We start from the raw sequence: 25,505 nt of genomic DNA, 5'->3' as shown, positions 1-25,505 counted from the left end.
GATTATGGGGGGCACCGCCGACGTCGTCCGCTCGTCCGCGGGCTCCATCCCACCCGGCTCCCACTCACCCCGCGCCGCGTAGCCTGGAAGCGTGACCCTCCCCTTCGACGTCGACGCCGTTCGCGCCGACTTCCCGATCCTCGAGACCGAGGTCGACGGCCACCCGCTCGTCTACCTCGACTCCGCCGCGACGAGCCAGAAGCCGCGCGCGGTGCTCGACGCCGAGCGCGACTTCCTCGAGCGCGCGAACTCCGCCGTGCACCGCGGAGCGCACACGCTGGCCGCCGAGGCGACGGAGCTGTTCGAAGACGCCCGCGTGACGGTCGCCGAATTCGTCGGCGCCGAGCCCGAGCAGCTGGTCTGGACGAGCGGCGCGACCGCGGGTCTCAACCTCGTCGCCGGCTCCCTCGGCTACACCGGGCGCCTGCGCGAGGGCGACGAGATCGTCGTCACCGAGGCCGAGCACCACGCCAACCTCATCCCCTGGCAGGAACTCGCCGCCCGCACGGGCGCGCGCCTGCGCCACATCCCGGTCCTCGACGACGGCACGCTCGACATGCGCGCCGCCGCCGACCTGATCGGCGCGCGCACGAAGGTCGTCGCGTTCCCGCACGTGTCCAACGTGCTCGGCATCGTGAATCCGGTCGCGAAGCTCGTCACGCTCGCGCGTGGTGTCGGCGCACTGACGGTGCTCGACGCCTGCCAGTCGGCACCGCACCTCGCGCTCGACCTGCCGGCATCCGGGGTCGACCTCGCCGTGTTCTCTGGGCACAAGATCCACGGACCGTACGGCATCGGCGCCCTGTGGGGCCGCGACGAGGTGCTCGAGTCCCTGCCCCCTTTCACCACGGGCGGTTCGATGATCACCACCGTCACCCTCGACGAGGCCGAATACCTCCCGCCGCCGCAGCGCTTCGAGGCGGGCACGCAGCCCGTGTCGCAGGCCGTGGCCCTCGCCGCCGCGGTGCGATGGCTCGGCGAGCACGACGTCGACGCCGCGCGCGCGCACGAGGCGGAGCTCGAGAAGCGCATGCGCGAGGGGCTGCGCTCGATCGCCGGCATCCGACTGCTCGGAGACACGGATGCCGCCGAGCGCGTCGCCCTGCAGGCCTTCGAGGTCGAGGGGGTGCACGCGCACGACGTGGGCCAGTTCCTCGATGCACGCGGCGTCGCCGTGCGCGTCGGGCACCACTGCGCGCAGCCCCTGCACCGCCGGTTCGGGATGACCGCCTCGGTGCGCGCGAGCGCGGCGATCCACACGACCGAGGCCGAGGTCGACACCTTCCTCGACGCCGTCGCGGGCGTCCGTGGCTTCTTCGGAGTCGACGCATGAGCGGTCTCGAGTCGCTGTACCAGGAGCTCATCCTCGACCACGCCAAGAACCGCCGCGGGTTCGGCCTCGCCGAACCCGGCGCCCACAGCGCGACCGTGCATCAGCGCAACCCCGTCTGCGGCGACGAGATCACGCTGCGCGTCGACGTCGAGGGCGACCGCGTGGCATCCGTCACCTGGGAGGGGGCGGGCTGCTCGATCTCGCAGGCCTCGGCGTCGATGCTCGTCGCCCTGCTGCGGGAGGACGGCGGAGACGAGGGGATGCCGCGCACCGACGCCGAGACCCTGATCGCGTCGTTCCGCGAGGCGCTGCGCTCGCGCGGCAAGATCCCCCTCGACGAGGAGACGTTCGCGGATGCCGCCGCGCTGTCGGGGGTGTCGAAGTACACCGCGCGCGTGAAGTGCGCGATGCTCGCGTGGGTCGCGCTGGAAGAGGGGCTGCGGCAGGCCTGACGCCGCGGCATCCGGACGTCCGCTCGCTCACGCCCCCGCCGCCGCTCATGCCCCCGCTGCTCGCTCACGGCCCCGCCGCCGCTCATGCCCATTGAGTGTCCAGAACACCCGGACGCCGCAGAACACCGTCCGGGTGGTTTGGACACTCACGAGGTGATCCCGTCGGCGTCTCCAACGAGGCGGGCAGCGGATCGTGGAGCCGCCGGGGCGGCGATATCCTGCGACCACGACGGAGAGAGGGCGGATGCCATGGCCACCGGATTCAGTGCAGAAGAACGCGCGGCGATGAAGCAGCGGGCCGAGGAACTCCAGGCCATGAAGGGCCTCAAGGGTCTGGCGAAGCTGCAGAAGGAGAACGAAGCCTGCCTCGAGGCCATCGAGAAGCTCGAGGGCGTCGACCGCGCGGTGGCCGAGCGCCTGCACGTCATCGTGCTCGAGGAGGCCGCACACCTGAGCCCCAAGACGTACTACGGCTTCCCGGCCTACGCCGAGGACGGCAAGGTCGTGGTGTTCTACCAGCCGGCGTCGAAGTTCAAGACCCGCTACGGCACGGTCAGCTTCGACGACAGCGCCCAGCTCGACGACGGCCCGATGTGGCCGGTGTCGTTCGCGGTGGTCGAGGTGACGACCGAGGTGGAGCAGGAGATCCGCCGGCTCGTGCGCCGCGCAGCACCGGCACCGGCCTGACGAGAAGAGTTCTCAACTGCACGCTCACAGGTGACACGCATTGACGTCACCAGGGCCTGCGAGTTTGGCTGAAGGCATCCGCTCGCGACGAACGTGATCCGAGATCGCCCGTCGCGATCGGACGGGTCTGCGGGCCCCGCCCCGCAGGACACGACCAGGCTGGGCGGGCGCCCGGCCGGAGAGGACGATGATGTCCGGCAACAAGGCAGTGGCGTACAAAGAACCCGGCGTGGTGGAGGTCATCGACACCCCGTATCCGGAGTTCGAGCTCAAGGACGGTCCGGGCGTCAACCCCGCGAACGTCGGCCGAAAGGTCCCCCACGGCGCGATCCTGCGCACCGTCTCCACCAACATCTGCGGCTCCGACCAGCACATGGTGCGCGGTCGCACCACCGCTCCGGCCGGTCTGGTGCTCGGGCACGAGATCACCGGCGAGGTGATCGAGGTCGGTCCCGACGTCGAGTTCGTCAAGGTCGGCGACATCGTCTCGGTGCCGTTCAACATCGCCTGCGGGCGGTGTCGCAACTGCAAGGAGGGCAAGACCGGCATCTGCCTCAACGTGAACCCCGACCGCCCCGGCAGCGCCTACGGCTACGTCGACATGGGCGGCTGGGTGGGCGGGCAGGCGGAGTACGTGCTCGTGCCGTACGCCGACTGGAACCTGCTCGTCTTCCCCGACCGCGAGCAGGCGCTCGAGAAGATCCTCGACCTGACGATGCTGTCCGACATCTTCCCCACCGGCTTCCACGGCGCGTACACCGCGGGCGTGCGTCCGGGTTCGACGGTCTACATCGCCGGCGCGGGTCCGGTCGGCATCGCGGCGGCCGTGGGCGCGCAGCTGCTGGGCGCGGCTGCCGTGCTCGTCGGCGACCTCAACGCCGAGCGCCTCGAACAGGTCCGCTCCCTCGGCTTCGAGAGCGTCGATGTGTCGAAGGGCGATCCGCGCGACCAGATCGAGCAGATCCTCGGCACCCCCGAAGTGGATGCCGCGGTCGACGCGGTCGGCTTCGAAGCCCGCGGCCACGGCTCCGATTCGTCGCACGAGGCCCCGGCGACGGTGCTCAACTCGCTGTTCGACATCACCGCGGCCGGTGGGGCCCTCGGCATCCCGGGTCTGTACGTGACCGGCGACCCGGGCGGCGTCGACGAAGCGGCGAAAGTCGGCTCGCTGTCGCTGCGCCTGGGCCTCGGTTGGGCGAAGTCGCTGTCGTTCACCACGGGTCAGTGCCCGGTGATGAAGTACAACCGGCAACTGATGATGGCGATCCTGCACGACAAGGTGCAGATCGCGAAGGCCGTCAACGCCACGCCCATCAGCCTCGACGACGCCCCGCAGGGTTACGCCGACTTCGACAAGGGCGCCCCGCGCAAGTACGTGCTCAACCCGAACGGGTACATCACGAGCTGATCGCGCGCGCCGGAGTGCAGGATGCCGCGGCCCCGACGCCGCGGCATCCGTGCGCTCACCCCACGACCACGCGCTCCATCCGCCGGAAGCTCTCCTCCATGCCGTCGACCATGCCCGTGGCGAGCACGGCGTCGCGAGTGGCGGCATCCGGATACTCGATCAGCAGAGTGACGAGGGTGGCGCCGTCCTCCTCATAGAGCGACAGGTCGTTGACCGTGGTCGGCAGGTCGGTGCCGGTCATGTGCTCTGTCTGCACCATGCGCCGCGGCTCGTCGAGCAGCAGGATCTCGCCGTCGAAGCCGAACGCTTCGCCCTCGGTGCCGGGCTCGGGCTCCCACGCGATGCGGTAGCGGCCGCCCTCGACGCGGTCGACCTCGCTGACCGACATGCGCCAGCCGTCGGGGCCGAGCATCCAGCGCCGCATGAGGTCGGGATCGAGGTGCGCGCGCCACACGAGTTCGCGCGGTCCCTCGATGAGCCGGGTGATGCGCACGTGCTGGTCGTCGAGGATCTCGAGTCGCGTGCCCTTGCCCTGGGCGAACTCGCGCAGCCCCTGCAACACCGCGTCGAGCTGGTTCATCGCGAGGGTCGCGCCCTCGACGGCGCCCATGTCGATGAGCTGCTCGAGGGCCTCGAGCGAGTCGAAGTACGTGACGTTCGTGAGGCGGGCGCCGGCCTCGGTGGCCTCGAACGCGAAGGTCATGCGCATCGACGGCATCCCGGGGATGGCCTCGCCCTCCTCGTCGACGAAGGAGTCCACGACCTCGAACCCGCGCGGAGCCTCGATGTCGACGAACCGCCAGCTGCCGCGGGCCACCTCTCCGCCGGCGCTGCGCATCTCGTACCGGGCGCGACCACCCGCCTCGAACGCGAACGAGGTGAACGTCGCCGGCCACCCCGGAGGACCCCAGAAGCGCTCGAGCTGGCGCGGGTCGGTGAACGCGGCCCACACCCGCTCGGGGCCGACCGGGAAGTCGGCGACCAGGGTCATGGTGAGCGCTTCGGTGTCGCTCTCGACGGACGTGACGGGCATGGACGTACTCCTTCGTCGGTTCAGGGCGTGGGGGTGTCGGGCGGGGGGCTGGACGCCGCGGGCGCGGACGTCCCGCGGTGCGGGGCTGCGTCGCCCGCTCGAGGCGCCCGGACAGCGGACGAGTCGACGGGGGATGCCGTGGCACCCGGGTCCGCGTCGAGCAACGCGTCGAGCCGGTCGATGCGCCCGCGCCACAGGTCTTCGTACGAGCGGAGCAGCCGCTGGGCCCGGGCGATCATGGCGGGGTCGGCACGCACGAGTCGCACCCTCCCCTCCGCGCGCTTGGTGATGAGCCGCGCCTCGGCGAGCACGGCGATGTGCTTCGACACCGCCGCGAACGACATCGCGTACGCCGCGGCAAGCTGCGTCACCGACTGCTCGGCGACGAGCGTGCGCCGCACGATGTCGCGCCGCGTGGCATCGGCGAGGGCGTGGAACACCCGGTCGATGTCGGCGTCGGTCTGTTGTTCAACCATTTGGTTGTACGTTAGCGCGTGCCTGCCTTATAGACAAGAGCCGTCTCGAGGAAAAGGGTCGGGCGGCGCGGTGGGATCATTCACAGCACCGCGTCGCACCGAGGCGGCGGCCGCGCGTCAGCGCGTCGGGGGCACCGCCGCGAACTGCCGCGACAGCACCCCCGCGACGGTGTCGAGCGCGCCGGGGACGAGCCGGTAGTAGGCCCAGGTTCCGCGCTTCGAGCGCGAGAGGAACCCCGCTTCCGTCAGGACCTTCAGATGGTGCGAGACCGTGGGCTGCGAGAGGCCGACCGGATCCGTGAGGTCGCACACGCACGCCTCCTGCTCGGTGGCGCCCGCGACGATCGACAGCAGGCGCAGCCGCGTCGGGTCGCTGAGGGCCTTCAACCGCCTGGCGAGCCCCTCGGCGTCGTCGACCGACATCGGCGCGCCCCCCGAGGACACGCAGCAGGCGGCGGACTCCACGAGCGGCAGCGAGGTCATGCATCGACAGTAGTCGATATTGACATCCATCGATAGGTAGGTGCACGATGGGGCATCGACAGCCATCGATGCACGAGGAGCCCCATGTCGACGCTCACCCTCACGCCGCGACCGCGCGTGACCGACCGCCTCGCGACCCTCCCTGTCATCATCATCGGGGCGGGTCCGGTGGGCCTGGCCGCCGCCGCCCACCTCGCCGACCGCGGCATCGCCTTCACCGTGCTGGAGGCGGCATCCGGTCCCGCCGCCGCGGTGCAGCGGTGGGGCCACACCCGCCTGTTCTCGGCCTGGCGCGAGGTCGTCGACCCGGTCGCCCGCCACCTGCTCGAGGCCACGGGCTGGACGATGCCGGCCGCGGGGCGCGCGCCCTCGGGCCGCGAGCTCATCGACGACTACCTCCGGCCCCTCGCCGCGCTGCCCCGGATCGCAGCCCACGTGCGCTACGGCGCCCGCGTGACCGGTGTCGCCCGCCAGGGGATGGATCGCACCCGTTCCGCCGACCGCGAGAACACGCCGTTCCTCGTGCGCACCACCGAGGGGGAGATCCTCGGCCGGGCCGTGCTCGACGCCTCGGGCACGTACGACACGCCCAACTCGCTCCTGTCGACGGGTCTGCCCGCCATCGACGACGCGCGCATCTCGCACGCCCTGCCCGACGTGCTCGGCCGCGAGCGCGAACGCTTCGCCGGTCAGCACACCGTCGTCGTCGGCGCCGGTCACTCCGCCGCGAACACGCTCATCTCGCTCGTCCGCCTCCAGCGCGACGCCCCCGGCACCCGTGTCACCTGGCTCATCCGCAACGCGGGCGCCGTGCGCGTGTCCTCCTCCGTGGACGACGAGCTGATCGGTCGCGCGCAGCTCGGCGCACGCGTCGACCGGTACGTCGAGACCGGCGCCGTCGAGAAGATCGACTCCTTCGAGATCGGCCGCGTCGAGGCGCTGCCGCACGGCATCCGCCTCTTCGGATCGCGCAGCGGCGATCCCGCCGAGGTCACCGCCGACATCGTCGTGAACGCGACGGGGTTCCGCCCCGACCTCGCGCCCCTGCGCGAGATCCGTACCGACCTGGATGCCGTCGTCGAGGCGCCGCGGCTGCTCGCCCCGCTCATCGACCCCAACGTGCACTCGTGCGGCACGGTCGAACCGCACGGCTTCCGCGAGCTGACGCACCCCGAGCACGGCTTCTTCCTCGTCGGAATGAAGTCGTACGGTCGGGCGCCCACGTTCCTCCTCGCCACGGGATACGAACAGGTGCGCTCGATCACGGCCTGGCTCGCCGGCGACCTCGCCTCGGCCTCCCGCGTCGAGCTGACGCTGCCGGCCACGGGCGTGTGCTCGACGGATGCCGGCGGGTGCTGCTGACATGACACTCGTGCGGGCGCTGGAACGCGCGGACTGGGCGGCGGTGGAGGACATCTACCGCGAGGGCATCGCGGGCGGCAACGCGACCTTCGAGAGCGAGACGCCGACGTGGGACGCGTTCGAGCAGGCCAAGACGCGGTTCGGCCGACTGGTCGCCGTCGACGACACGCACGCCGTCGTGGGATGGGTGGCGGCGTCGCCCGTGTCGACGCGCGCCGCCTATCGGGGTGTCGTCGAGCATTCCGTCTACGTCGCCGGACGCGCACACGGTCGCGGACTCGGCGCCGCTCTGCTGCGCGCGTTCATCGCCACGGCCGAGATGAACGGGGTGTGGACGATCCAGTCGAGCGTGTTCCCCGAGAACGTGGCATCCCTCCGCCTGCACGAGAGCCTCGGTTTCCGCGAGATCGGACGACGCGAGCGCATCGCACGATCGTCAGTGGGCCCGTGGGCCGGGCAGTGGCGCGACACCGTGCTGATCGAACGCCGCAGTGCAATGAACGGGCGCGAGTGACCCTTCCGCCCGTACGACACCAACCGTTCACCTCGACCGAGAAGGATGACGAGATCATGACCCGCCCCACCGTCCTCTTCGTCTGCGTCCACAACGCCGGCCGCTCGCAGATGGCCGCCGGCTATCTGCAGGAGCTCGCCGGTGACCGCGTCGATGTGCTCTCGGCCGGATCCGCGCCGAAGGACTCGATCAACCCGATGGCGATCGCCGCGATGGCCGAAGAGGGCATCGACATCTCGGCCAATCAGCCGAAGATCCTCACCGTCGACGCGGTCAAGACCTCCGACGCCGTGATCACGATGGGCTGCGGCGACGCGTGCCCCATCTTCCCCGGCAAGCGCTACGAGGACTGGGAACTCGACGACCCCGCCGGTCAGGACCTCGATGCCGTGCGCCGCATCCGCGACGAGATCAAGACGCGGGTCGAGGGGCTGATCACGAGCCTGTCCGGGGCCTGACGTCCGGGGACTTCGCCCTCGTAGCAAAGGCGAGATGTCTAGCCTTTGCTTGAGAGACCGTCGATCAAACCCTCCGGCGGCCCGTCGGGCAGCACGACCCATCCCTCCCGCCGCGCCACGGCGAGCATGTCGGATGCCGGGGGCGAGAACCGCCCGAGCGCCCCGGCGCGGGTCGCGAGGGCGGCGATGACGGCGTCGAAGGCGTCCGCCTTGCGGATCGCCAGCGCGGCGAAATCGCCGATATCGAACCACGGCGCTCGCTCGCGCACCGCATCGAGGAGGATCGCCCGGCGGGCGGCATCCACCCGGTATCCCGCGGTGTCGAAGCCCCACAGCCGCAGCGAGCCGCCGGGGTAGACCTCGAAGAGGCGCCCCTCGGCGGCGCGGTCGACGGGGAATCCCACGGCGGCGAGTCGGCGGAGCAGACCCGCGCCGCGCAGGGCCGTGACGCCGAGCCGGTCGGTCGAGACGCTCAGGGGCCAGCGCCCGATGCGCTCGCGCACGACGTGGTCGGTGTGGCGGTAGACGAGCGGCCGACGCCAGTCGGCGTGGCCCTCGACCGGTCCGAGCAGCGGATCGGTGGCGGCATGGTGCGCACCGATGAAGTCGACGAACGCGTCGGGCCAGCCGAGCGGGCAGTCGACGCCGAGCCACGCCTCGCCGGAGCGGACGGATGCCACGATGTCGGCATCCGTCATCCCGATGTCGAGGCGCTCGAGCACGGCACGATCCCGCGTCCAGGTGATCTCGGCGAGCGCGGTGCCGGGCGCTCCCGCGGCGAGGTCGACTCCGACGGTTCTCATCGGGAGGAGCCTAGGTCACGCCGGGGGCGACGGCACGGCGTCGAGGCCCCGAGCTCGCCGACCCGCCGAGGTCTCGCAGAACCTCCGCCCGGTGTGAGAGCACCGCCGATGTGCGAGATCACGGCCGCACGCACCTGACAAGACATCGCCGATCCGCGCGATGACCTGGGAGGATCGACGCATGGCAGACGACGATCTCCCCGATTCGCTCGAACCGGCGACCGGCGTCCCGCCACGCGACGAGCCACCCGCTCCCCCGACCCCGAAGGGCGACCTGAGGGCCGTCTCGATCATCGCGATCGTCACGGGGGTGATCGTCATCGCCTGGTACCTGTTCATCGCGACAGCGCGCACGGTCGCCGAGATCGACCAGCTGCCGTGGATCCAGATCGGCATGTGGGTTCTCGCCGGGGTGTCGTTCGTGTGCGGCATCCTGAGCCTCAACGCGCGCATGGCGCGCGAACTCGCCGCCGCCGGCTTCATCGCCGGGGTCGCGGCGGGCCTGCTCTCGATCTCGATCGGGTTCTTCAGCGAACTGCTGACCTGACGCGTCAGCCGGCGCACTCCCGGCTGAGCTCGGTCAGCATCCACGCTCCGCTCGAGCGATCCAGGTGCACCGTCCCGCAGTCGCCGCTGTCGTAGGCCACGTCGAGGACCGCCTCGGTCGCCGTCTGGGAGACGACCTGCACCTCGACGTCGGCCGACATTCCGGTCGCGGCATACATCGCCGAGGTCTGGGTGACCAACGTGGTGCAGTCGGTGATGCCGGCGCCGAGCGCGTCGTTGTACTCCTGGATCATGCGCTGCTGCAGGGGGTCGGTCAGTGCGCCGCACGCCGCGACGGTGTCGGCCGCACGCACAGCGCTCCACCACAACCGGAAGGCCTCGACCGGCCCGGTATCGGGCGATGCCGACGCCGTGGCGACGGGGCTCGCGGCGGCCGAGGCGGTCGGAGCGCCGTCGTCGGGAGCGGGCTCGGATGCCGTCGGGCCGGTGCAGGCGGAGAGGACGAGGCCGGCTCCGACGAGCGCGGCGAGAAGCAGCGGGCGGGGGGATCGCATGCCTCCATCCTCGGCCAGGCGGCTCCGTGGTGCCAGTCGGGTGAGGTGGGCGTCACCGTGGAATACCCCGGCCTCGGGGCGGGTTCGACCGTGACATGACACCGTCGCACGCCCTCGAGCGCGCCTTCTCGCGCATCGACGTGTCGCCCGGCCACGCCCGGCGGCAACGTCTGGCGGCCGGTGATCGGCTCACCCTCGCACGCGGTGACGCGGCGCTGGTCTACCTGCTCGCCGGAGAGCTCACCGGCCGCGCCTCGCAGCGATCGGCGTGCGCGGTCGACGCCCCGTCCGGCGCCGCGGCGGCGATCGCCGGCGACCGCACGCTCCTCGCGGGTGACGCCGTCGTCTCGCTCGGATGCCACGCCCTCACCCTGACGTCGCAGTCCGGCGCCGAGGTCACCGTCGTGCCGCTCGCCCTCACCCCCACGAGCGACACCCGCGCACTGCCGCCGGTCGTGTTCGTCAGCGACTTCGCGCGTGCCGAGCCCGCCGCCGCCGGACTGGCCGCGCACCTCGGCATCCCGGCACCCGAGGTCAAGAGCCCGCGCGGCGGCGACGGCACGATCTGCAAGCTCATGGTCACGACGGTGCTGCTGTCAGCGCTGCGCGCGTGGGCGGCGACCGCGCACGAGCAGACCTGGCCGCCCCGCACCGACGACCCCTTCCTCGCGCGGGTGGTCTCGGCGGTGATCGACGAGCCCGGTCGCGAGTGGAGCATCGATCAGCTCGCGGCCCTGGGCGCCATGTCGCGGTCGGTGTTCGCGGCGCGGTTCCGGCAGGTGTTCGGCACCTCGCCCGCGTCGTACGTGACCGAGGTGCGCATGCGGCGGGCGAAAGACCTGCTGGATGCCGGAACCGGCGTCTCCGAGACCTCCCGGGCCCTGGGCTACGCCTCCGACGAAGGCTTCCGACGGGCGTTCCGTCGCCACGTCGGCGTCGCGCCGTCGGCATGGCGGGCGGGTCGGCGCGAGCTCGCGGTCTGACCCGGCGGGGTTGCGGGTCGCGGGCCCGGTTCGGGACGCGGTCCCGATGCCCGGCGTTCGGGCCGCGATCCGGCGTTCGGGGCGAAAGAATGCCGCCCCGAACGGAGGGATGCGCCCCGAACCCCGAGCGTCCCGCCCCGTACCCGCAGGAATGCGCCCCGACCCCCGAGCACCCCGCCTCGCGGTCCCGGCTCCACCGCGACTCAGGGCCGAGCGGACCGCCGCTCGCGCACCGACACTCCGAACAGCACGGCGCCGATGGCGAGGAGCGCGATGCCGATGGCATCTACCGTCTGCACGCTCGTCGCGTCGACGAGGATGCCACCCACACCTGCAGCGATGGTGATCGCGAGCTGGAACCCCGTGACGACGAGGCTCCCGCCGGCCTCGAGACGGTCGGGCATGCGGTGGCCGACCCACGTGTTGACGATGATCAGCCACGACGAGAAGAAGAAGCCCCAGACCGCGACGGCGATCGCGACGACCGCGAGCGACCCGGGCATCAGCATGACGGCCGCGATCGCGAGGGCGATGGCGAGGGGTCCGACGACGGCGAGACGCGCGAAGGCGCGGTCGACGACGAGGCCGACGAGGATGTTGCCGACGAATCCGCCCACGCCGAAGAGGGCGAGCAGCAGCACGATCGTGCCCGCGTCGACGTCGGGGATGCGCTCGAGCGAGAGACGCACGTAGGTGTACGCGACGAAGTGCCCCAGCACGACGAGCACGTGCCCGGCCATGCCACCCGTGTTGCCCGGGCGCCGGAGGGTGTCGAACAGGATGCCGAGACTCGACGCCGCGGCCGGCGGCACCGGGGGCAGCGCCACGCGCACCGCGACGCCCACGGCCGCGGTCGCGACGGCGACGAGGAGGAAGGCGAGGCGCCAGTCGAGCGCCTCGCTCAGGGCCACCCCGATCGGGACGCCCGCGACCGTGGCCAGGGAGAGGCCGGCGGAGCCGAACATCATGGCCCGTCCGATGCGGTCGGGGCTCGACAGGCGCGCGGCGACCGTGATCGACATCGACCAGAACGCGCTGATCGCGGCTCCCAGCAGGAAACGGGCGACGAGGATCGCGGGCAGGCTCGGCGCGATCGCCACGACCAGGCTCGAGACGGTGGCCGAGGCGGCCGCGCCGACCAGCAGCGTGCGCCGGTCGAGACGCGGCAGCAGCAGCCCCACGGTGGGGGCGAACAGGAGCCCGGCGAGCGCGGTGACGGTGACCGTCTGACCGGCCTGACCCGCGGTGACGCCGAGCGAGGCGGCCATCTCGGTGAGCACGCCGTTGGGGAGGAACTCGGCGGTGACGAGCAGGAAGCTCAGCAGCATGACGACGATCAGTCCGCCGTAACGCATCGTGGACGGCCCGGCGACGGGCGTGGGAACGGGAGCGGTGGTGGTCATCCTCCGATGCTCGCGGGCGATCGTGGTTCGCGCCGGGCCGTTCGTCCGCGGCATCCGACCGATCGTCCGGGGGACCGTGAGCCCCTCCTCAGCGCATCAGCGCCGGCCCCACGTACCGCGCCGAGGGCCGGATGATCTTCGGGTCGCGCGCCTGTTCGAGCACGTGCGCCGTCCAGCCGATCGTCCGGGCGAGGGCGAAGGTCGGCGTGAACATCTCACGGGGGATGCCGCATTGCTCCATCACGACGGCGGCGAAGAACTCGACGTTCGCCCGGAGGGGCCGCTCCGGATGCCGCGCGGCGAGCTGCCGCTCCGCCTCCGCCTGGAACGCCAGCGCCTGCTGCACCCGGTCGCCGCCGAGACCGCGCGCGACCTCGCGCAGGAGCTCCGACCGCGGATCCGCCGTGCGATACACCGCGTGCCCGAAGCCCATGAGTCGTCGTCCGGCCGACAACTCCCCCGCGATCCACGCGCCGGGGTCGGCGCCCGCGGCGTCGAGGCTGTCGAGGGCGCGCGCCGGAGCTCCCCCGTGAAGCGGTCCCGACAGCGCCCCGAGCGCAGCGGTCAGGCACGCCGCCATGTCGGCCCCGGTCGACGCGACGACCCGAGCCGTGAACGTCGAGGCGTTGAAGCCGTGGTCCATCGCCGCGACGAGGTAGGCCGACAGGGCGCGCACGTGCACGTCATCGGGGACGACGCCGGACACACGCTCGAGGTAGTCGGACACGAGGCCGCGGCCCGCCGGCATCCGTTCCGCAGCCGGAGCGAGCGCGAGCGGCGCCATCGCGGCGAACGCGATCGCCTCGTCGAGCCTCCCGGACTCGTCGAGGTCGTAGAGCGCCGGGGAGCGGCGGAGGGATGCCGCCAGCGTCCACACCGCGCGGAGCACCGCGAGCGGGTGATCGCTGTGCTCCCGCACGGCGGCGATCAGAGGCGGCATCCGGTCGTCCGCCTGCGCCGCGGCGATCCGCTCGGCGAAGGCGCCCGGGTCATCGGGTAGCCCGCCGACGACGAGCAGGTGCCAGACGTCCTCGAAGGTGCGGGTGCGGGCCAGGTCGACCGCGGAGTGGCCGCGGTACTGGTAGAAGCCGGCCGTGCCGTCGACGTCGCTGATGGCCGTCTCGGCGGCCACGACGCCGTTGAGTCCGCGGGGCACCTCGATCAGATCGCTCATGCGCTCAGTGTGCGAACATGACGTCGACAGCGTCAACGTTGATCGGATCAAGATGCCAGCGCCCCTCCCCCGCCTCACCGCCGCCCAAGCCGCCGCCCGACTCGGCGTCAAGCCCGAGACGGTGTACGCCTACGTCTCCCGCGGGCTGCTCGGCCGCGAGCGCGACGCGCGCGGATCGACCTTCGACGCCCTCGAGGTCGAGGCCTTCGCGACCGGGAGGCGACGCGCCGCCGCACAGGCGCCCTCGCACCCCACCACCGGCATGCCGCTGGGGGTCGTGCACACCGACATCGCCGACATCGAGGACGACGAGCTGCTCTACCGCGGTCGCCGCGCCCGCGATCTCGTCGACCGCCCGTTCGCCGAGGTCGTCGCGTGGCTCTGGGATGCCGAGCGCGTCGATGCCCCCGACCCCGCCATCGGGAGCGCGCGCGAAATGGTGGCGGCGCTGCCGCCGCACGCCGGTGCCATGGACCGCCTGCGCGCCGCCCTCACCGGCTTCGCCGCCGACGATCCCCTGCGGCACGACGCCTCGCCGGCCACGCTGCACCGCATCGGGTGGACGCTGCTCACCGGTCTCCCGGTCGCCCTCGGCGGTGACCCCGACCACGACATCGCGCTGTCGCTGGCCCGGGCGTGGAACGCCCCGGCATCCGTCAGCTCCGCCGTCAACGCGGCTCTCGTGCTGCTCATCGATCACGACCTCGCAGTCTCGACATTCGCCGCCCGTGTGGCCGCGTCGGCGCGCGCCGACGGATACGCCGCCGTCAGCGCCGCCCTCGGCGCGGCGGATTCCCCCCTGCACATCTCCGCCGCCACGCGCACGGCACGGCTGCTCACGCGTGTGCGCCGGGGCCTCGACCCCGAGCGGGCCTTGGCCGAGGCGCTGCAGGACGGCAACGGCATCCCGGGCTTCGGCCACCCGCTCTATCGCGACGTCGACGACCGCGCCGACGCCCTCTTCCCGTTCATCGCCGCTCTCCCCGACGGGGCCGCGACGATGGATGCCGTGCACCGGCTCTCGGAGGTCGTCGCCGCGCGGGCGCGCCTGCGGCCCAACGTGGATCTGGCGCTGGCCGCGTTGGCGTCCGCCGCCCGTCTGCCCGAGGACGCCGCGAGCACGATCTTCGTCGTCGGCCGACTCGCGGGGTGGATCGCGCACATCGCCGCGGAGTACGCCGAGCCCGCGATGCGGCTTCGCCCGAGGGGCGAATACGTGGGGCGGTAGAGTCGTTCTAGCCAGGTACATGGCTAGGATGCGGCCATGATGTACAACGTCCTGGAGGCGCGCAACAACCTGTCGCGGCTGATCGCCGACGTCGAATCGGGAGCAGAAGTCACCATCGCGAGACGCGGCGTTCCCGTGGCACGGATCGTTCCGTTCGACGCGGCGGAACCACCTGGGACCGCCGTCGCGACGTGGCTGCGAGAGAATCCGTTGACGCCGGAGCTGGCGCGACCCGTCGAGCAGATCGAGGAGATCATCGCCGAGAACCGGGTCGCCGGAGCGTGATCTACGTCGACAGTTGCCTGGTGATCTACGCGGTCGAGCGCGACGACGAGCTCGGCGACCGGGCCCGCCAGGCGCTGGCCGAGACGGACTCCGCCCTGGCCGCGAGTCCGCTCGTCATGCTCGAAGCCATGGTCGGTCCGATGCGCGACGGGTACGCCGAGCCGCAGCTGCGGATGTGGAGCATCTTTGAGCGCTTCGAGATGTTGTCGGCCGGGCCCGACGCCTATCTGAGCGCGGCGCGCCTGCGGGCGAGGAACCCGGGTCTGCGGACGGCGGACGCTCTGCACCTCGCCATCGCCCAGCACGCGGGATGTTCGCGCCTGTGGACGAACGACTCGCGTCTCGCCGCGATCGCGCACGACTTCGCCGTCGACGTCCTGACGGCGGCCTGACCCTCACCGCGCGGCGCCGACCAGCGTCAGCACGCTTCGCAGCCCCTCCGGCGTCCCCGGCCAGTGCCGCTCGATCGCCGGCATCCCCGCGTGCCGGATCGCGAAGCGCAGAGCGATCACGACCACGATCGCGTCGTCGGCATAGCCGATCACCGGCAGGAAGTCGGGGATGAGGTCGATCGGGAGCAGCAGATACACCAGCAGTCCGCCCAGCCACCACCGCGTCGCCCGCGGCACCGTCGGGTCAGCCGCCACCCGGCGGATCAGTCGCATCACGTCGGGCGCCAGACGCAGCACGGCACGCCAATCGACCGCCCCGCCCGAGCGCTTCTGCTGCACCCATAGCACCGCCACGAGGGCCAGCCACAGGATGACGAGACCGGCGAGCACACCGAGGACGACGGCGAGCCACTCCGGCATCGCGGATCAGCGACTCTCCCACTCGCGCGCCATCTCGACGACGGCGGCGACGGCGGCCGCGGTGTCGGCGGGCGTCCCGCCGGTGCGGCCCGCGACGAGTCCGGCCACGAAGGCGCTGAGCGGAGCGGCGGGGCGGGCGACGCCGTTCGCGACGTCGCGAGCGAGGTCGAGGATGAGCGAGATGGGGATGTCGCCGTCGGCCAGGCCGAAGCGTTCGGCGAGCGCGGCGCTCCAGTCGTTCAGCGCCTCGGGCGGCAGGGTGCGGTTCTCGGTCATGGCTCCTCCTCGGGCTCTGCGGAGATCGTCCCACGTGTCGATGTCGCGCGTCTCGCTCGCGGGGGCCGGGATCGATGCGATCGCCAGCCCCCCGAGCAACGCGCGCATCGAGGCGTCGCGCCCCGCATCGGGAAGAGCGGATGCCGCTGCCCGCAGCGCCGCGGTGCGATAGCGGCCGAGGAGCCACTGGCGTCGGCCGTCGTCGAGACACGCCCCGTCGGCTCCGGGCGGCAGCGGGGCGGCGAGCCGCTCGACGGGCGCAGCCGGTGCGGCGAGGTCGCAGGCGATGACGTAGACCTCGTCGGCATCCACCGTGTCCAGCGCCGCGACGGCGGCGGCGACCGGACCACCGAAGGGCGGGTCCTCGCGCACCCACTCCACGTCGAGGGAGGCGTCGAGCACCGGTGCGACGACGACGATGCGCCGCGCGCCGCCGGCTCGCACCGCGGCGACCGCGGCGGCGAGCAGCGTCGAGCCCCCGACCTCGAAGAGCGGCTTCACCGCACCTCCGACCCGTGAGCCGCGACCACCGGCGAGCAGGATCGCGTCGACGCTCACCACAGGGCCACCGACACCGTGTCGCCCGCGACGAGATCGGCGACGGTCGGCGGGATCACCGCGAGCCCCTCGGCGGTGCCGAATCCCCGGGTGCCGCGGGCCGTGGGCGTCGCCCACCACCGCGCGGGATCGCTGCGGTCGATCGTCACGGGGACGTATTGCGTCTTGTCGGCCCTCGCCCGCCAACCGGCGGCGAGCGCGATCCGCACACGCGCACGGCTCGGCTCGACGTCGCCCTCGAGTGCGCGCAGCGCCGGGCGCACGAACAGCTCGAACGACACCGCCGCGCTCACGGGATTACCCGGGAGCCCGAAGAGCAGCAGACCGCCCGGGGCGCGCCCGAAGCCCTGGGGCTTGCCCGGCTGCATGCGCACGCGGTCGAACCGCATGAGGTCGCCGAGGGTGTTCTTCACGACCTCGTACGCGCCCGCGCTCACGCCGCCCGAGAAGACGACGACGTCGGCGCCGGCGGCCTCGGCGGCGGCGATCGCGCGGCGCGGGCCGTCGCCGGAGTCGTCGACGCTCGTGCGCAGCACGACCTCGGCCCCGGCCTCTTCGGCGAGGCCGGCGAGCAGCACGCTGTTCGACTCCGGGATCCGCCCACGACGCAGCTCGGCGCCGGGCGCGACGAGCTCCGACCCGGTCGACACCACGGCCACGCGGGCGGCGCGCGAGACCTCGACGACGCCGACACCGGATGCCGCGATCGCGCCGATCCGCGCTGCGGTCAGGCGCACACCGGCCTCGACGACGAGTTCGCCCGCCCGCACGTCCGAGCCGCGGCGGCGGATGTGCGCGCCCGGCGCCCGCGGGGCGACGACGACGTCGACGGGCTCGAGGCCCCCGTCGAGACCGCGCGCGGTGTCTTCGAACGGGACGACGGCGGTGGCGTCGGTGGGCACGGGCGCCCCGGTCATGATGCGAGCGGCGTCGCCGGCATCCATCCGCGGGTCGAGGTCGGTGCCGGCGGGGAGGTCGGCGACCACGCGCAGGGTCGCCGGGGCGTCGAGGTCGCGCACGGCGAAGCCGTCCATCGCGGAGGAGTCGAAGCCCGGCACGTCGACGGCGGCCGTGACCGGATGCCGGAGCACCCGGCCGCGCGCGGCGGCGACGTCGCGCGGCTCGGGGTCGAGGGGCCGCACCGCCTCGAGGATCGTCGCGAGGTGCTCGGCGACGTCGATCACGCGGCGGATCCGGGGAGGAGGAGGGGCATGTGCTCAGCGTAGGCTTCGCCGCCCGGCGCCGGCGCGGCAGGCCGGCGCCGACCGCAACCCGGGTCGTCCGGCCGCCGCACCCCGCTACCGTGTGCGCATGGACGGCCTGACCTACACGGAGGTCGGCGCGACCGCCGGCGAGATGCCCGCGGGCTCCCACCACGTACGCGCCCACCGGGTGATCGGCCGCGGGTCGGACGTCTTCGCGCGCGCCGCCGATGCCCTCCTCGCGGGTGAGGCGCAGCGCCGGGCGGGAGCGCGCGTCGTGCTGAGCGAGACGCCGATGCGCGAGGGCACCCGCGTGACGATGCGCCTGGGGGTCGGCATCCTGAGCTTCCGTATCCCGTGCCTCGTGGTGTGGGCCGAACGCACCGACACCGTCGCGGGATTCGCCTACGGCACGCTGCCGGGGCACCCCGAGCGCGGGGAGGAACGGTTCACGCTCACGCTGCGACCGTCGGGCGAGGTGGTGTTCGACATCGCCGCGTTCTCGCGCCCGGGGCGCTGGTTCACGCGGGTCGGTGCGCCGGTCGGTCGCCTCGTGCAGGCGTGGATGACCCGGCGCTACCTCCGCGCACTCTGACGGCGCCGCGGTCCGCCCCGCGCGAGTCGCACGATCCGCGCGGGATCACGCCCGCCGATGGCGTCGGTCGGCGTGCGACGGCGTGCCGATCGTGCGACTCGCGGAGGGATGACGCGCAGTCGGCCCGGCCGAGCGCTTATCGCACGTCGCCGACGTCTTGGCAACGCCCTGGACCTTCTCGGAGCACTTCCCGACCCTGGCGAAGCGCTTCTCGATGCCGAGACGGCGCGCGAAAGGAGAAGACAATGCGCGACATCATCCCCGGGTCCTCCGCCGCCGACCGGTCCTGCCGGTGACCGTCTCCTCCACCCCTGCCACCGAGAGCGACACCGCCGGAAAGCACCGCCGACCTCCTCGACAGAGGGTCAAATACAACCGCCGCGAAGCGATCGCGGGCTACCTGTTCATCTCGCCGTGGATCATCGGCTTCCTCGTCTTCACGGCGGGGGCGATGATCTACAGCCTCGTCATCTCGTTCTCGAGCTACAACCTCGCCACCGGCGCCGCCCGGCCGGTCGGGGCCGCCAACTACGCCCAGCTCTTCGAAGACCCGCGGGTGGCCGTGTCACTCGGCAACACCCTGTTCTACGCCGTCATGGCGGTGCCGCTCGAGATCGCCTTCGCTCTCTTCCTGGCGCTGCTGCTGAGCCGCGTCGGTCGCGGCGCCGGCATCTTCCGCACGCTCTACTACCTGCCCAAGATGACGCCGGCCGTGGCGACGGCGGCGGTGTTCTTCCTGCTGCTCAACGGCAACTCCGGCGCGATCAACCAGGCACTCGGGGCCATCGGCATCCAGGGTCCGCAGTGGCTCGTCGACCCCGCGTGGGTCAAGCCGAGCATCGTCATCATGGCGCTGTGGACCGTCAGCGGCACCATGGTGATCTTCCTCGCGGCGATCAAGAACGTGCCCGTCGATCTCCACGAGGTCGCGCAGATCGACGGCGCCGGGCCGATCCGCCGGTTCTTCTCGATCACCCTGCCGATGATCTCGGGCGCGATGTTCTTCAACGTCATCGTGCTGACGATCGCTGCGTTCCAGGTGTTCGACCAGGCGTACCTGCTGTTCTGGCGCGATCAGAGCAACGCCTCGCCCGAGGCATCCCTGTTCTACGCGATCTACCTCTTCCAGCAGGCGTTCCGGCAGTTCAATTTCGGTTTCGCGGCCGCCATGGCATGGCTGCTGTTCGTGATCATCCTGCTCATCACGCTCGTGCAGGTGCGCCTGGGCAACCGCTTCGTCTACTACGAGGGGGACCGCTGATGGCCACGACCCTGCAGACGCCCGGGGTCGCGCAGGCGCGTCCCGAACTCGTCGTCCCGCCCCGCAGACGCTGGCGCCGGGCGCTCAGCCAGCCGAAGACCCTCGCCGGCCGCGTCGTACTCGCGGCGGTGCTGGTGCTGTTCGCACTGCTGTTCCTCTATCCCTTCGCATGGTTGCTCGCGGCGAGCCTCAAGCCGCGCGGTGAGGTGTTCGACAACGCCCTCATCCCGAAGACGTTCCTGCCGGGCAACTACGCCGAGGTGTGGAACCAGCTGCCGCTGCTGAACTGGATGTTCAACAGCGTCGCGATCGCCCTGCTCGCCGCCACCACCGTGGCGGTGATGAGCTCGATCGTCGCCTTCGGCTTCGCCTACTTCCGCTTCCCCGGCCGCGGACTGCTGTTCGGCCTCGTGCTGGCCACGATGATGCTGCCGGGCGCGGTGACGATGATCCCGATCTACCTGATCTGGAAGGAGACGGGCCTGCTCGGCACGTGGGTGCCGCTGTGGGGCATGAACCTGTTCGGCAGCGCCTTCTACATCTTCCTGCAGCGGCAGTTCTTCCTCGGCGTGCCGCGCGAGCTGTTCGAGGCGGCGCGGCTCGACGGCTGCAGCGCCTGGGGACTGTTCTGGCGCATCGCGATGCCGCTGTCGATCCCCTCCTTCATCATCGTGTTCCTCTTCGAGTTCCAGGCCAGTTGGAACAACCTGCAGGCGGCGCTCATCTACCTCAACGCCGGCAGCGTCGAGGACTTCACCGCCCCGCTCGGCATCGCCTACGCGATGACGAAGTACAGCCCGAGTGCGGGCGGTCAGGGCGATTACCAGTACGTGATGGTCGCCTCCCTCCTGGTGACCCTCCCGATGCTCATCATCTTCGCCTTCGGCCAGCGGTACTTCGTCGAGGGCGTCGCCACCCAAGGCCGTAAGGGCTGAGATCCCCCCGTCCCGAAAGGACCCATCATGCGCAAGCGCTCCCTCGCCGGTGTCGCCGCGGTCGCGGCATCCGCCCTCCTCCTGACTTCCTGCAGCGGTGGCGGGGCCGAGGAGCAGGCGGCCGACGTCGACTTCTCCGCCACGCCGAGCGGCGCCCTCGCGGCGTGGGGCTTCGAGAACGCCGACGACGTGGGCCAGTCGCGCCTCGACTACGCCGCGGAGCAGCTCCCCGACGTGCAGGTGACCCTGGATGCCACGGCCTTCGACGCGCAGAAATTCACGACCCGCATCGCCGGCGGCAACGTGCCCGACGTCGTGCAGATGGACCGCCGGTACGTGACGACCTACGCCGCTCAAGGACTGCTGATGCCGCTCGATGCGTGCTTCGAGGCGAAGGGCGTGACCCCCACCGACCGGTGGTACCAGAACGTCGTCGACGACGTCACGTACGAGGACGCCGTCTACGCGGTGTCGCAGTTCTATCAGCCGCCCGCGATCCTGCTGAACATGAACGTGCTGAACGAGGCGGGCGTGAGCCCCGACGCCTTCGACACCTCCGACATGGACGGCCTCCTCGCCGCGATCGGCAAGATCTATCAGGGCTCGGGCAGCACCCCGACCCGCCTCGGATTCGATCCCGTCGCCACCGGACAGGGCGGCCTGTGGGTGCTGGGCATGGGCGGCCAGCTCACCGACGACACAGGCAAGCCCACCCTCGACGACCCCTCGAACGCCGCGGGCATCGACGCACTGAAGAGGATCACCGACGCGCAAGGCGGGTACGCCGCGGTGAAGAGCTTCACCGACTCGTTCGACACCTTCGGCGACGCGAACCAGTTCGTGTCGAACCAGGTCGGCGCGCAGGTCGCCAACCAGTGGTACCCGAACGTGCTGAGCGCCTACCGCGATCAGATCTCCCTGCAGGCGGTCCCCTTCCGGGATGCCGAGGGCCAGCCGTTCTCCCTCGCCTCCGGCACCGCGTTCGTGATCCCCGCCGGGGCGAAGAACCCCGCCGCGGCGTGCGCGTGGATGACCGATCTGACCTCGACCGAGGCGTGGATGGCGGCCGGCGCCGCGCGCGCCGCGACCATCGAGGGCAAGGGCGGACTCAACACGGGCCTGTTCACCGGGTCGCCCGAGGCCGACGAGAAGATCCGGTCGCAGTACGTCACGCCCACCGGCGACAGCGGGTTCGATCAGGTCATCTCCACCTACTACGACGTCGTCGGCTCCGGCCGGTCGTTCGGTTCGTCTCCCGCCGGCCAGGACATCCAGAACGAGCTGAACAACGCCATCACCGCGGCTCTGCTGGGCGACAAGACGACCGAGCAGGCCCTGGCCGACGCGCAGCAGGCCGCGCAGCGCGCGTACGACAACGCGACGGCGCAGTAGGCCTCGCCTCACGACGAGAGGGCGCCCCCGCCGAAGCCGGGGCGCCCTCTCACGTCTGTGATCTCAGCTCCGCGGTCGCTCGTCCTCCACGACCGACTGCACGCCGTCGACTGCCGGCGTCTCGTCGTCGGCGCGCACCTCGTCGGCCGCGATCGCGATGTCGACCGCGGCGTCTTCGAGCGCCTCGGCGACGACGTCGCGCACGTCGGCGCGCTCCTCGACACCGCGCACGTCGGCGCGCTCGCTCTCGGCGACGGGGTCGGTGCTGTCCAGGGCCGAGCCCTCGTCGGTCGGCTCGAGACCCTCGGTCACGCGGTCGGCGGCGTCGATGTCGGCCTCCGCCTGCTCACGGCGCGTGGCCTCGGCGTTCTGACGGGCGAACTCCCCGGCCGCAGCGGCCGCTCCGGCGGCGAGGTCGGAGGCGGCGTCCTTCGCGTCGCCGAGCGCCTTCGCGGCGTCATCGGCCTTCTCGCGCACGACGGCAGCAGCGTCGGCCGTCTGCTCGCGCACCGCCGCCGACGCGGCATCCGCCCTCTCCTTCGCCTCACCGGCGATCTCGCGGGCGCGGTCGCCCGCCGCCTCCGCCTTCTCGCGCACGACGGCCGTCGCGGCGTCCGCCTTCTCCTCCGCCTCGGCGACGACGTCGCGGTCGAACGGGCCGAAGACGCCGGTCACGACCACGTCGACGTCGATGCGCCCGCGTCCGAGCGGCTCGAGGGCCGTGCGGACGGCGGTACGCACCGCGTCCGACACCTCGTGGAGCTTGTGCGGATAGTCGACGACCAGCGAGATCGTCGCCGTGACCGAATCGGCGCGGTCGGTGTCGATCTTCACGCCGGGAGCGGTGCTGGCCAGGCCCACGCGCTCACGGACGGCATCCGACGCGCGGCCGAGCAGGCTGCCCAGGGCGTGGACGCCCGGCACGGAGCCGGCAGCCGTGGCGGCGAGGCTCGCCGCGGCATCCAGGTCGGGCGGGTCGATGGTGGCATCGATGGTGGTCATGACGTCTCCTCGTGGGGGGTCAGTGCACGCGGGTGTTGTCGCGAGCGAGCTTCGCACGCAGACCCGAGTGGATGGAGATGTACGCGCGCAGGTTCTGGCCCGTGAGGGTGGCGAGGTTGGTGACGAGCGTGTCGACGTGCTCCGCCACCTGGCGCGGCGAGGTGTTCTGTCGCGGGGTGACCGCGACATGCAGGACCGACTCGTTCTTGATCTCGCCGGCGGTGATGCGCGAGAAGAGGATCTCGTCACGCTCGGCGAGCGCGTTCTTCAGCGCCTCCGAGGCGAAACCGTCGGTGACGGTGATGCGACCGGCGTCGTTCGCGCTGCCGGTGGACTGCAGCGCAGCGTGGCGGCGCCCGCGCACGGCGGCCGACGCGACGACGATGAGGATGATCGCGAGCACCACGAAGGCGGCGACGGCACCCCAGCCCGCCGAGTCACGGCCCAGCGACTCGAGCCAGCCCTGGAATCCGCCCATGACGGAGGTCCAGGTGTCGGCGCCACCGGGCAGCAGTCCGACGACGAGCGCCAGAGCGCCCAGGCCGAGCAGTACGAGGGCGACCAGGAAGAGGATGAAGCGGTTCAGACCGCGACGCGTGGCGTTCATCAGGACTCCTTGGTGTCGGGACGCTCGATGCGCAGGTGAGTGCGCACGGCGGGGGTGAGCTTGTAGGCGGCGACCTCGGCGTCGACGATCCGGCGCAGCTGCGCCTCGTCGACCGGGATGCCGACCGGGGGGCGCACCGTCACGTCGACGGCGCGGTGGGCGACGCCCACGACGATGTCGTCACGGGCGATCCCGGACTCGTTGCTGAGGTGCTGAGCCAGGGCGGATGCCACGACGCCGTTGTCGACGACGACGGCACGCTGGCCCCACTCCATCTCGTGACGCGACAAGCGCCCGGGCTTGAGGGCGACCACGAGGACGATGAGTCCGAGGATCGCGAGCACGACGCCGCCGACGATGAAGGCGACCGGCATGAGAGCGGTCGGGGCTGCGACGACGGCGTTGAGAGCCTCGCCGGGCGAGACCAGCAGCGGCTGGGCACCGGTGAGGGCGAGGATGATCTCGACCGCGGCGTAGGCCAGGACGAGCAGGAGCAGCACGACCACGACGAGCATGGCCACGGTGCGCGGGGAGTGCGTCTCGCGACGCACGACGGTGCGGAGCACGGCGTCAGTCATCACAGCACTCGCTTTCGCTGGGGGGCGGTGGCGCCCGAGATGGTCAGCTCGACGCGCGAGATCTCGCGGCCGAACAGCCGCGACAGGCGCGTGCGCAGTTCGCTCTGGGCGGCAGCGGCCGCTTCGAGCACGGGGGTGGCGGCCTGGACGGCCGCGGTGTCGTCGAGGCGCGGCACCGGGAACGGCGACGTGACGCGCACGGCGGCGGTGTCGCGGGCCGAGACGATTTCGACGTGGACGCCCTTGGCATCCACCCCGATGATGTCGGCGGCGGCACGCTCTGCCGTCTTCTGCAGCACGCGGTCGGCGATGTTCACCCGGCCGGCCGGGAGGCCGGGGCCGGCAACCGCGCTGCGGCTGCCGACCCCGGGGGAGGCGGTGACGGTGGTCACGATGTGCTCCGACCCTTGAAGGCGTTGACGACGTTGCGGAAGTCGATCTCACCCGCGGTGATGCGGGCGACGACCACACCGATCGCCATGAAGAGGGCGACGAGGATGAATCCCCAGAAGCCGAAGATCAGAGCGCTGAGGGCCAGCACGAGGCCGGCGAGAGCGCCCTTCGTCGTGGCGCTCACTGGACGCGCTTCTCGGACTCGGCGTCGTTGTTGTCGTCGCCCGGGATGTGGACGTCGTTCACATCGACGTTGACCTCGACGACCTCGAGACCGACGAGACGGCTGATCGCACCCGCGACGCGACCGCGGACCTGGTCGGCGACCTCCTGGATCGGGGCGCCGTACTCGACGACGATGGTGACGTCGGCGGCGGCCTGGGTCTCGCCCACCTCGACCTTGACGCCCTGCGTCAGGTCGGTGGCGTTGATGGCGTCGCGGATGGCGCCGAGCGCGCGGGCTCCGCCGCCGCCGAGCGCGAACACGCCGTTGACCTCACGGGCGGCGATGCCGGCGACCTTGGCGACGACGCCCTCGGCGATCGTGGTCTTGCCCTCGGTGTGGGTCTCCTGACCGCGCGCGGCGAGGGGACGGTTCACGCGCGACGCCGACTGGGGGACGTTCTGCGCAGCGGGGGTGGTGGGGGCGTTCTCAGCCATGTCCGTGCCTTTCGATGTCGTGACCCGATGATTCGGGGTGGGCGCTTCGGCCTACACCACTAAGACGTACCGGCTTTCGGAATCGTCACGC

Annotated in this window: 32 protein-coding genes; 16 read left to right on the top strand and 16 right to left on the bottom strand. The window is 71.9% G+C overall.

All coding sequences use genetic code 11. The features are described from left to right. The first annotated feature begins 91 nt into the window (after positions 1-91). The 4 genes from AB0230_RS16375 to fdhA all read left to right on the top strand — a co-directional run bounded on the left by AB0230_RS16375 (position 92) and on the right by fdhA (position 3,880). The gene (locus tag AB0230_RS16375; protein ID WP_366376887.1) at positions 92-1,333 is read left to right on the top strand and encodes a SufS family cysteine desulfurase; all 1,242 of its coding nucleotides are present in this window, start codon (positions 92-94) and stop codon (positions 1,331-1,333) included. After that, positions 1,330-1,785, top strand: coding sequence for a Fe-S cluster assembly sulfur transfer protein SufU (gene sufU / locus AB0230_RS16370; RefSeq protein WP_315993980.1), 456 nt, complete (start codon positions 1,330-1,332; stop codon positions 1,783-1,785). Before AB0230_RS16375 ends, sufU begins: the two co-directional genes overlap by 4 nt. A 249-nt stretch (positions 1,786-2,034) precedes the next feature. Then, the gene (locus AB0230_RS16365) at positions 2,035-2,472 is read left to right on the top strand and encodes a hypothetical protein (RefSeq protein WP_315993981.1); all 438 of its coding nucleotides are present in this window, start codon (positions 2,035-2,037) and stop codon (positions 2,470-2,472) included. 190 nt (positions 2,473-2,662) lie between these two features. Next, positions 2,663-3,880, top strand: coding sequence for a formaldehyde dehydrogenase, glutathione-independent (fdhA, locus tag AB0230_RS16360; protein WP_315993982.1), 1,218 nt, complete (start codon positions 2,663-2,665; stop codon positions 3,878-3,880). 55 nt (positions 3,881-3,935) lie between these two features. Here the strand turns inward: fdhA and AB0230_RS16355 are convergent, their stop codons facing one another. From AB0230_RS16355 to AB0230_RS16345, 3 genes are all read right to left on the bottom strand, one after another. After that, positions 3,936-4,913: an SRPBCC family protein gene (locus AB0230_RS16355; RefSeq protein ID WP_366376884.1), complete on the bottom strand. Its 978-nt coding sequence runs from the start codon at positions 4,911-4,913 to the stop codon at positions 3,936-3,938. 20 nt (positions 4,914-4,933) lie between these two features. After that, positions 4,934-5,389 carry a metalloregulator ArsR/SmtB family transcription factor gene (locus AB0230_RS16350; protein ID WP_315993984.1) on the bottom strand — a complete coding sequence of 152 codons (456 nt, stop codon included), beginning with the start codon at positions 5,387-5,389 and terminating at the stop codon, positions 4,934-4,936. Positions 5,390-5,506: 117 nt separating this feature from the next. Then, positions 5,507-5,872 (bottom strand): metalloregulator ArsR/SmtB family transcription factor, encoded by a 366-nt coding sequence (locus AB0230_RS16345; protein ID WP_366376882.1) that lies wholly within the window; start codon positions 5,870-5,872, stop codon positions 5,507-5,509. Between the two features lie 84 nt (positions 5,873-5,956). Here AB0230_RS16345 and AB0230_RS16340 point away from each other — a divergent pair, with 84 nt between their 5' ends. From AB0230_RS16340 to AB0230_RS16330, 3 genes are read left to right on the top strand one after another with little or no spacing between them, the layout of a single operon-like run. Next, positions 5,957-7,234, top strand: a complete 1,278-nt coding sequence (locus AB0230_RS16340; RefSeq protein ID WP_366376880.1) for an NAD(P)-binding domain-containing protein — start codon at positions 5,957-5,959, stop codon at positions 7,232-7,234. 1 nt (position 7,235) lies between these two features. After that, positions 7,236-7,748: an N-acetyltransferase family protein gene (locus AB0230_RS16335; protein WP_366376879.1), complete on the top strand. Its 513-nt coding sequence runs from the start codon at positions 7,236-7,238 to the stop codon at positions 7,746-7,748. A gap of 56 nt (positions 7,749-7,804) precedes the next feature. Continuing rightward, positions 7,805-8,206 (top strand): arsenate reductase ArsC, encoded by a 402-nt coding sequence (locus tag AB0230_RS16330; RefSeq protein WP_366376877.1) that lies wholly within the window; start codon positions 7,805-7,807, stop codon positions 8,204-8,206. 38 nt (positions 8,207-8,244) lie between these two features. On the opposite strand, the gene AB0230_RS16325 is transcribed toward AB0230_RS16330, so the two are convergent. Then, entirely contained in the window at positions 8,245-9,009 is a 765-nt protein-coding gene (locus tag AB0230_RS16325) for a DUF429 domain-containing protein (protein WP_363388009.1), read from the bottom strand. A gap of 181 nt (positions 9,010-9,190) precedes the next feature. Between AB0230_RS16325 and AB0230_RS16320 the strand changes: the two genes are divergently transcribed. Then, positions 9,191-9,556, top strand: coding sequence for a hypothetical protein (locus AB0230_RS16320; RefSeq protein WP_363577479.1), 366 nt, complete (start codon positions 9,191-9,193; stop codon positions 9,554-9,556). 4 nt (positions 9,557-9,560) lie between these two features. Here AB0230_RS16320 and AB0230_RS16315 read toward each other — a convergent pair whose 3' ends face one another. Then, entirely contained in the window at positions 9,561-10,070 is a 510-nt protein-coding gene (locus tag AB0230_RS16315; protein ID WP_363577477.1) for a hypothetical protein, read from the bottom strand. Positions 10,071-10,165: 95 nt separating this feature from the next. Here AB0230_RS16315 and AB0230_RS16310 point away from each other — a divergent pair, with 95 nt between their 5' ends. After that, positions 10,166-11,053 (top strand): AraC family transcriptional regulator, encoded by an 888-nt coding sequence (locus AB0230_RS16310; protein WP_363577475.1) that lies wholly within the window; start codon positions 10,166-10,168, stop codon positions 11,051-11,053. Between the two features lie 203 nt (positions 11,054-11,256). Here the strand turns inward: AB0230_RS16310 and AB0230_RS16305 are convergent, their stop codons facing one another. Next, positions 11,257-12,456 carry an MFS transporter gene (locus AB0230_RS16305; protein WP_363577473.1) on the bottom strand — a complete coding sequence of 400 codons (1,200 nt, stop codon included), beginning with the start codon at positions 12,454-12,456 and terminating at the stop codon, positions 11,257-11,259. Positions 12,457-12,544: 88 nt separating this feature from the next. Beyond that, complete coding sequence (locus AB0230_RS16300) at positions 12,545-13,630, bottom strand: citrate/2-methylcitrate synthase (RefSeq protein WP_315993994.1); 1,086 nt, start codon at positions 13,628-13,630, stop codon at positions 12,545-12,547. Positions 13,631-13,682: 52 nt separating this feature from the next. On the opposite strand from AB0230_RS16300, the gene AB0230_RS16295 reads away from it, so the two are divergent. The 3 genes from AB0230_RS16295 to AB0230_RS16285 are packed head-to-tail and all read left to right on the top strand — an operon-like array spanning position 13,683 to position 15,535. Then, positions 13,683-14,858: a citrate synthase gene (locus AB0230_RS16295; protein ID WP_366376874.1), complete on the top strand. Its 1,176-nt coding sequence runs from the start codon at positions 13,683-13,685 to the stop codon at positions 14,856-14,858. Positions 14,859-14,894: 36 nt separating this feature from the next. After that, positions 14,895-15,143, top strand: a complete 249-nt coding sequence (locus tag AB0230_RS16290; RefSeq protein ID WP_315993996.1) for a type II toxin-antitoxin system prevent-host-death family antitoxin — start codon at positions 14,895-14,897, stop codon at positions 15,141-15,143. Next, the gene (locus tag AB0230_RS16285) at positions 15,050-15,535 is read left to right on the top strand and encodes a type II toxin-antitoxin system VapC family toxin (protein ID WP_366376872.1); all 486 of its coding nucleotides are present in this window, start codon (positions 15,050-15,052) and stop codon (positions 15,533-15,535) included. The genes AB0230_RS16290 and AB0230_RS16285 overlap by 94 nt, the downstream gene beginning before the upstream one ends. A gap of 3 nt (positions 15,536-15,538) precedes the next feature. On the opposite strand, the gene AB0230_RS16280 is transcribed toward AB0230_RS16285, so the two are convergent. From AB0230_RS16280 to glp, 3 genes are read right to left on the bottom strand one after another with little or no spacing between them, the layout of a single operon-like run. After that, positions 15,539-15,955, bottom strand: coding sequence for a DUF1232 domain-containing protein (locus tag AB0230_RS16280; RefSeq protein ID WP_315993998.1), 417 nt, complete (start codon positions 15,953-15,955; stop codon positions 15,539-15,541). Between the two features lie 6 nt (positions 15,956-15,961). After that, the gene (locus AB0230_RS16275; protein ID WP_366376870.1) at positions 15,962-16,789 is read right to left on the bottom strand and encodes an NTP transferase domain-containing protein; all 828 of its coding nucleotides are present in this window, start codon (positions 16,787-16,789) and stop codon (positions 15,962-15,964) included. Further along, complete coding sequence (glp, locus tag AB0230_RS16270; RefSeq protein ID WP_366376868.1) at positions 16,786-17,973, bottom strand: gephyrin-like molybdotransferase Glp; 1,188 nt, start codon at positions 17,971-17,973, stop codon at positions 16,786-16,788. The genes AB0230_RS16275 and glp overlap by 4 nt, the downstream gene beginning before the upstream one ends. A gap of 127 nt (positions 17,974-18,100) precedes the next feature. Between glp and AB0230_RS16265 the strand changes: the two genes are divergently transcribed. The 4 genes from AB0230_RS16265 (at position 18,101) to AB0230_RS16250 (ending at position 22,174) form a co-directional block, all read left to right on the top strand. Then, positions 18,101-18,586 carry a DUF1990 domain-containing protein gene (locus AB0230_RS16265; RefSeq protein ID WP_315994001.1) on the top strand — a complete coding sequence of 162 codons (486 nt, stop codon included), beginning with the start codon at positions 18,101-18,103 and terminating at the stop codon, positions 18,584-18,586. 292 nt (positions 18,587-18,878) lie between these two features. Further along, the gene (locus AB0230_RS16260) at positions 18,879-19,847 is read left to right on the top strand and encodes a sugar ABC transporter permease (protein WP_363577459.1); all 969 of its coding nucleotides are present in this window, start codon (positions 18,879-18,881) and stop codon (positions 19,845-19,847) included. After that, positions 19,847-20,782, top strand: a complete 936-nt coding sequence (locus AB0230_RS16255; protein WP_315994003.1) for a carbohydrate ABC transporter permease — start codon at positions 19,847-19,849, stop codon at positions 20,780-20,782. The genes AB0230_RS16260 and AB0230_RS16255 overlap by 1 nt, the downstream gene beginning before the upstream one ends. 27 nt (positions 20,783-20,809) lie before the next feature. Beyond that, the gene (locus tag AB0230_RS16250) at positions 20,810-22,174 is read left to right on the top strand and encodes an extracellular solute-binding protein (protein ID WP_363388057.1); all 1,365 of its coding nucleotides are present in this window, start codon (positions 20,810-20,812) and stop codon (positions 22,172-22,174) included. Between the two features lie 63 nt (positions 22,175-22,237). Here AB0230_RS16250 and AB0230_RS16245 read toward each other — a convergent pair whose 3' ends face one another. From AB0230_RS16245 to AB0230_RS16220, 6 genes are read right to left on the bottom strand one after another with little or no spacing between them, the layout of a single operon-like run. Further along, complete coding sequence (locus AB0230_RS16245) at positions 22,238-23,176, bottom strand: Asp23/Gls24 family envelope stress response protein (protein WP_315994005.1); 939 nt, start codon at positions 23,174-23,176, stop codon at positions 22,238-22,240. Between the two features lie 19 nt (positions 23,177-23,195). Then, the gene (locus AB0230_RS16240) at positions 23,196-23,783 is read right to left on the bottom strand and encodes a hypothetical protein (RefSeq protein WP_363388061.1); all 588 of its coding nucleotides are present in this window, start codon (positions 23,781-23,783) and stop codon (positions 23,196-23,198) included. Next, a complete protein-coding gene (locus AB0230_RS16235; protein WP_315994007.1) occupies positions 23,783-24,361 on the bottom strand; it encodes a DNA/RNA endonuclease G in 579 nt (192 codons plus the stop codon). The genes AB0230_RS16240 and AB0230_RS16235 overlap by 1 nt, the downstream gene beginning before the upstream one ends. Further along, entirely contained in the window at positions 24,361-24,753 is a 393-nt protein-coding gene (locus tag AB0230_RS16230; protein ID WP_366376864.1) for a hypothetical protein, read from the bottom strand. Before AB0230_RS16230 ends, AB0230_RS16235 begins: the two co-directional genes overlap by 1 nt. After that, positions 24,750-24,938, bottom strand: a complete 189-nt coding sequence (locus tag AB0230_RS16225; protein WP_076673182.1) for a DUF2273 domain-containing protein — start codon at positions 24,936-24,938, stop codon at positions 24,750-24,752. Before AB0230_RS16225 ends, AB0230_RS16230 begins: the two co-directional genes overlap by 4 nt. Beyond that, complete coding sequence (locus AB0230_RS16220; RefSeq protein ID WP_315994008.1) at positions 24,935-25,414, bottom strand: Asp23/Gls24 family envelope stress response protein; 480 nt, start codon at positions 25,412-25,414, stop codon at positions 24,935-24,937. The genes AB0230_RS16225 and AB0230_RS16220 overlap by 4 nt, the downstream gene beginning before the upstream one ends. Positions 25,415-25,505: the final 91 nt, after the last annotated feature.

It is taken from the genome of Microbacterium sp. NPDC089190 (assembly GCF_040701795.1).
Classification (GTDB): Bacteria; Actinomycetota; Actinomycetes; order Actinomycetales; family Microbacteriaceae; genus Microbacterium; species Microbacterium galbum.
Note: the sequence above shows the minus strand (reverse complement) of the source record. Positions and strands in the feature narration are given on the sequence as shown.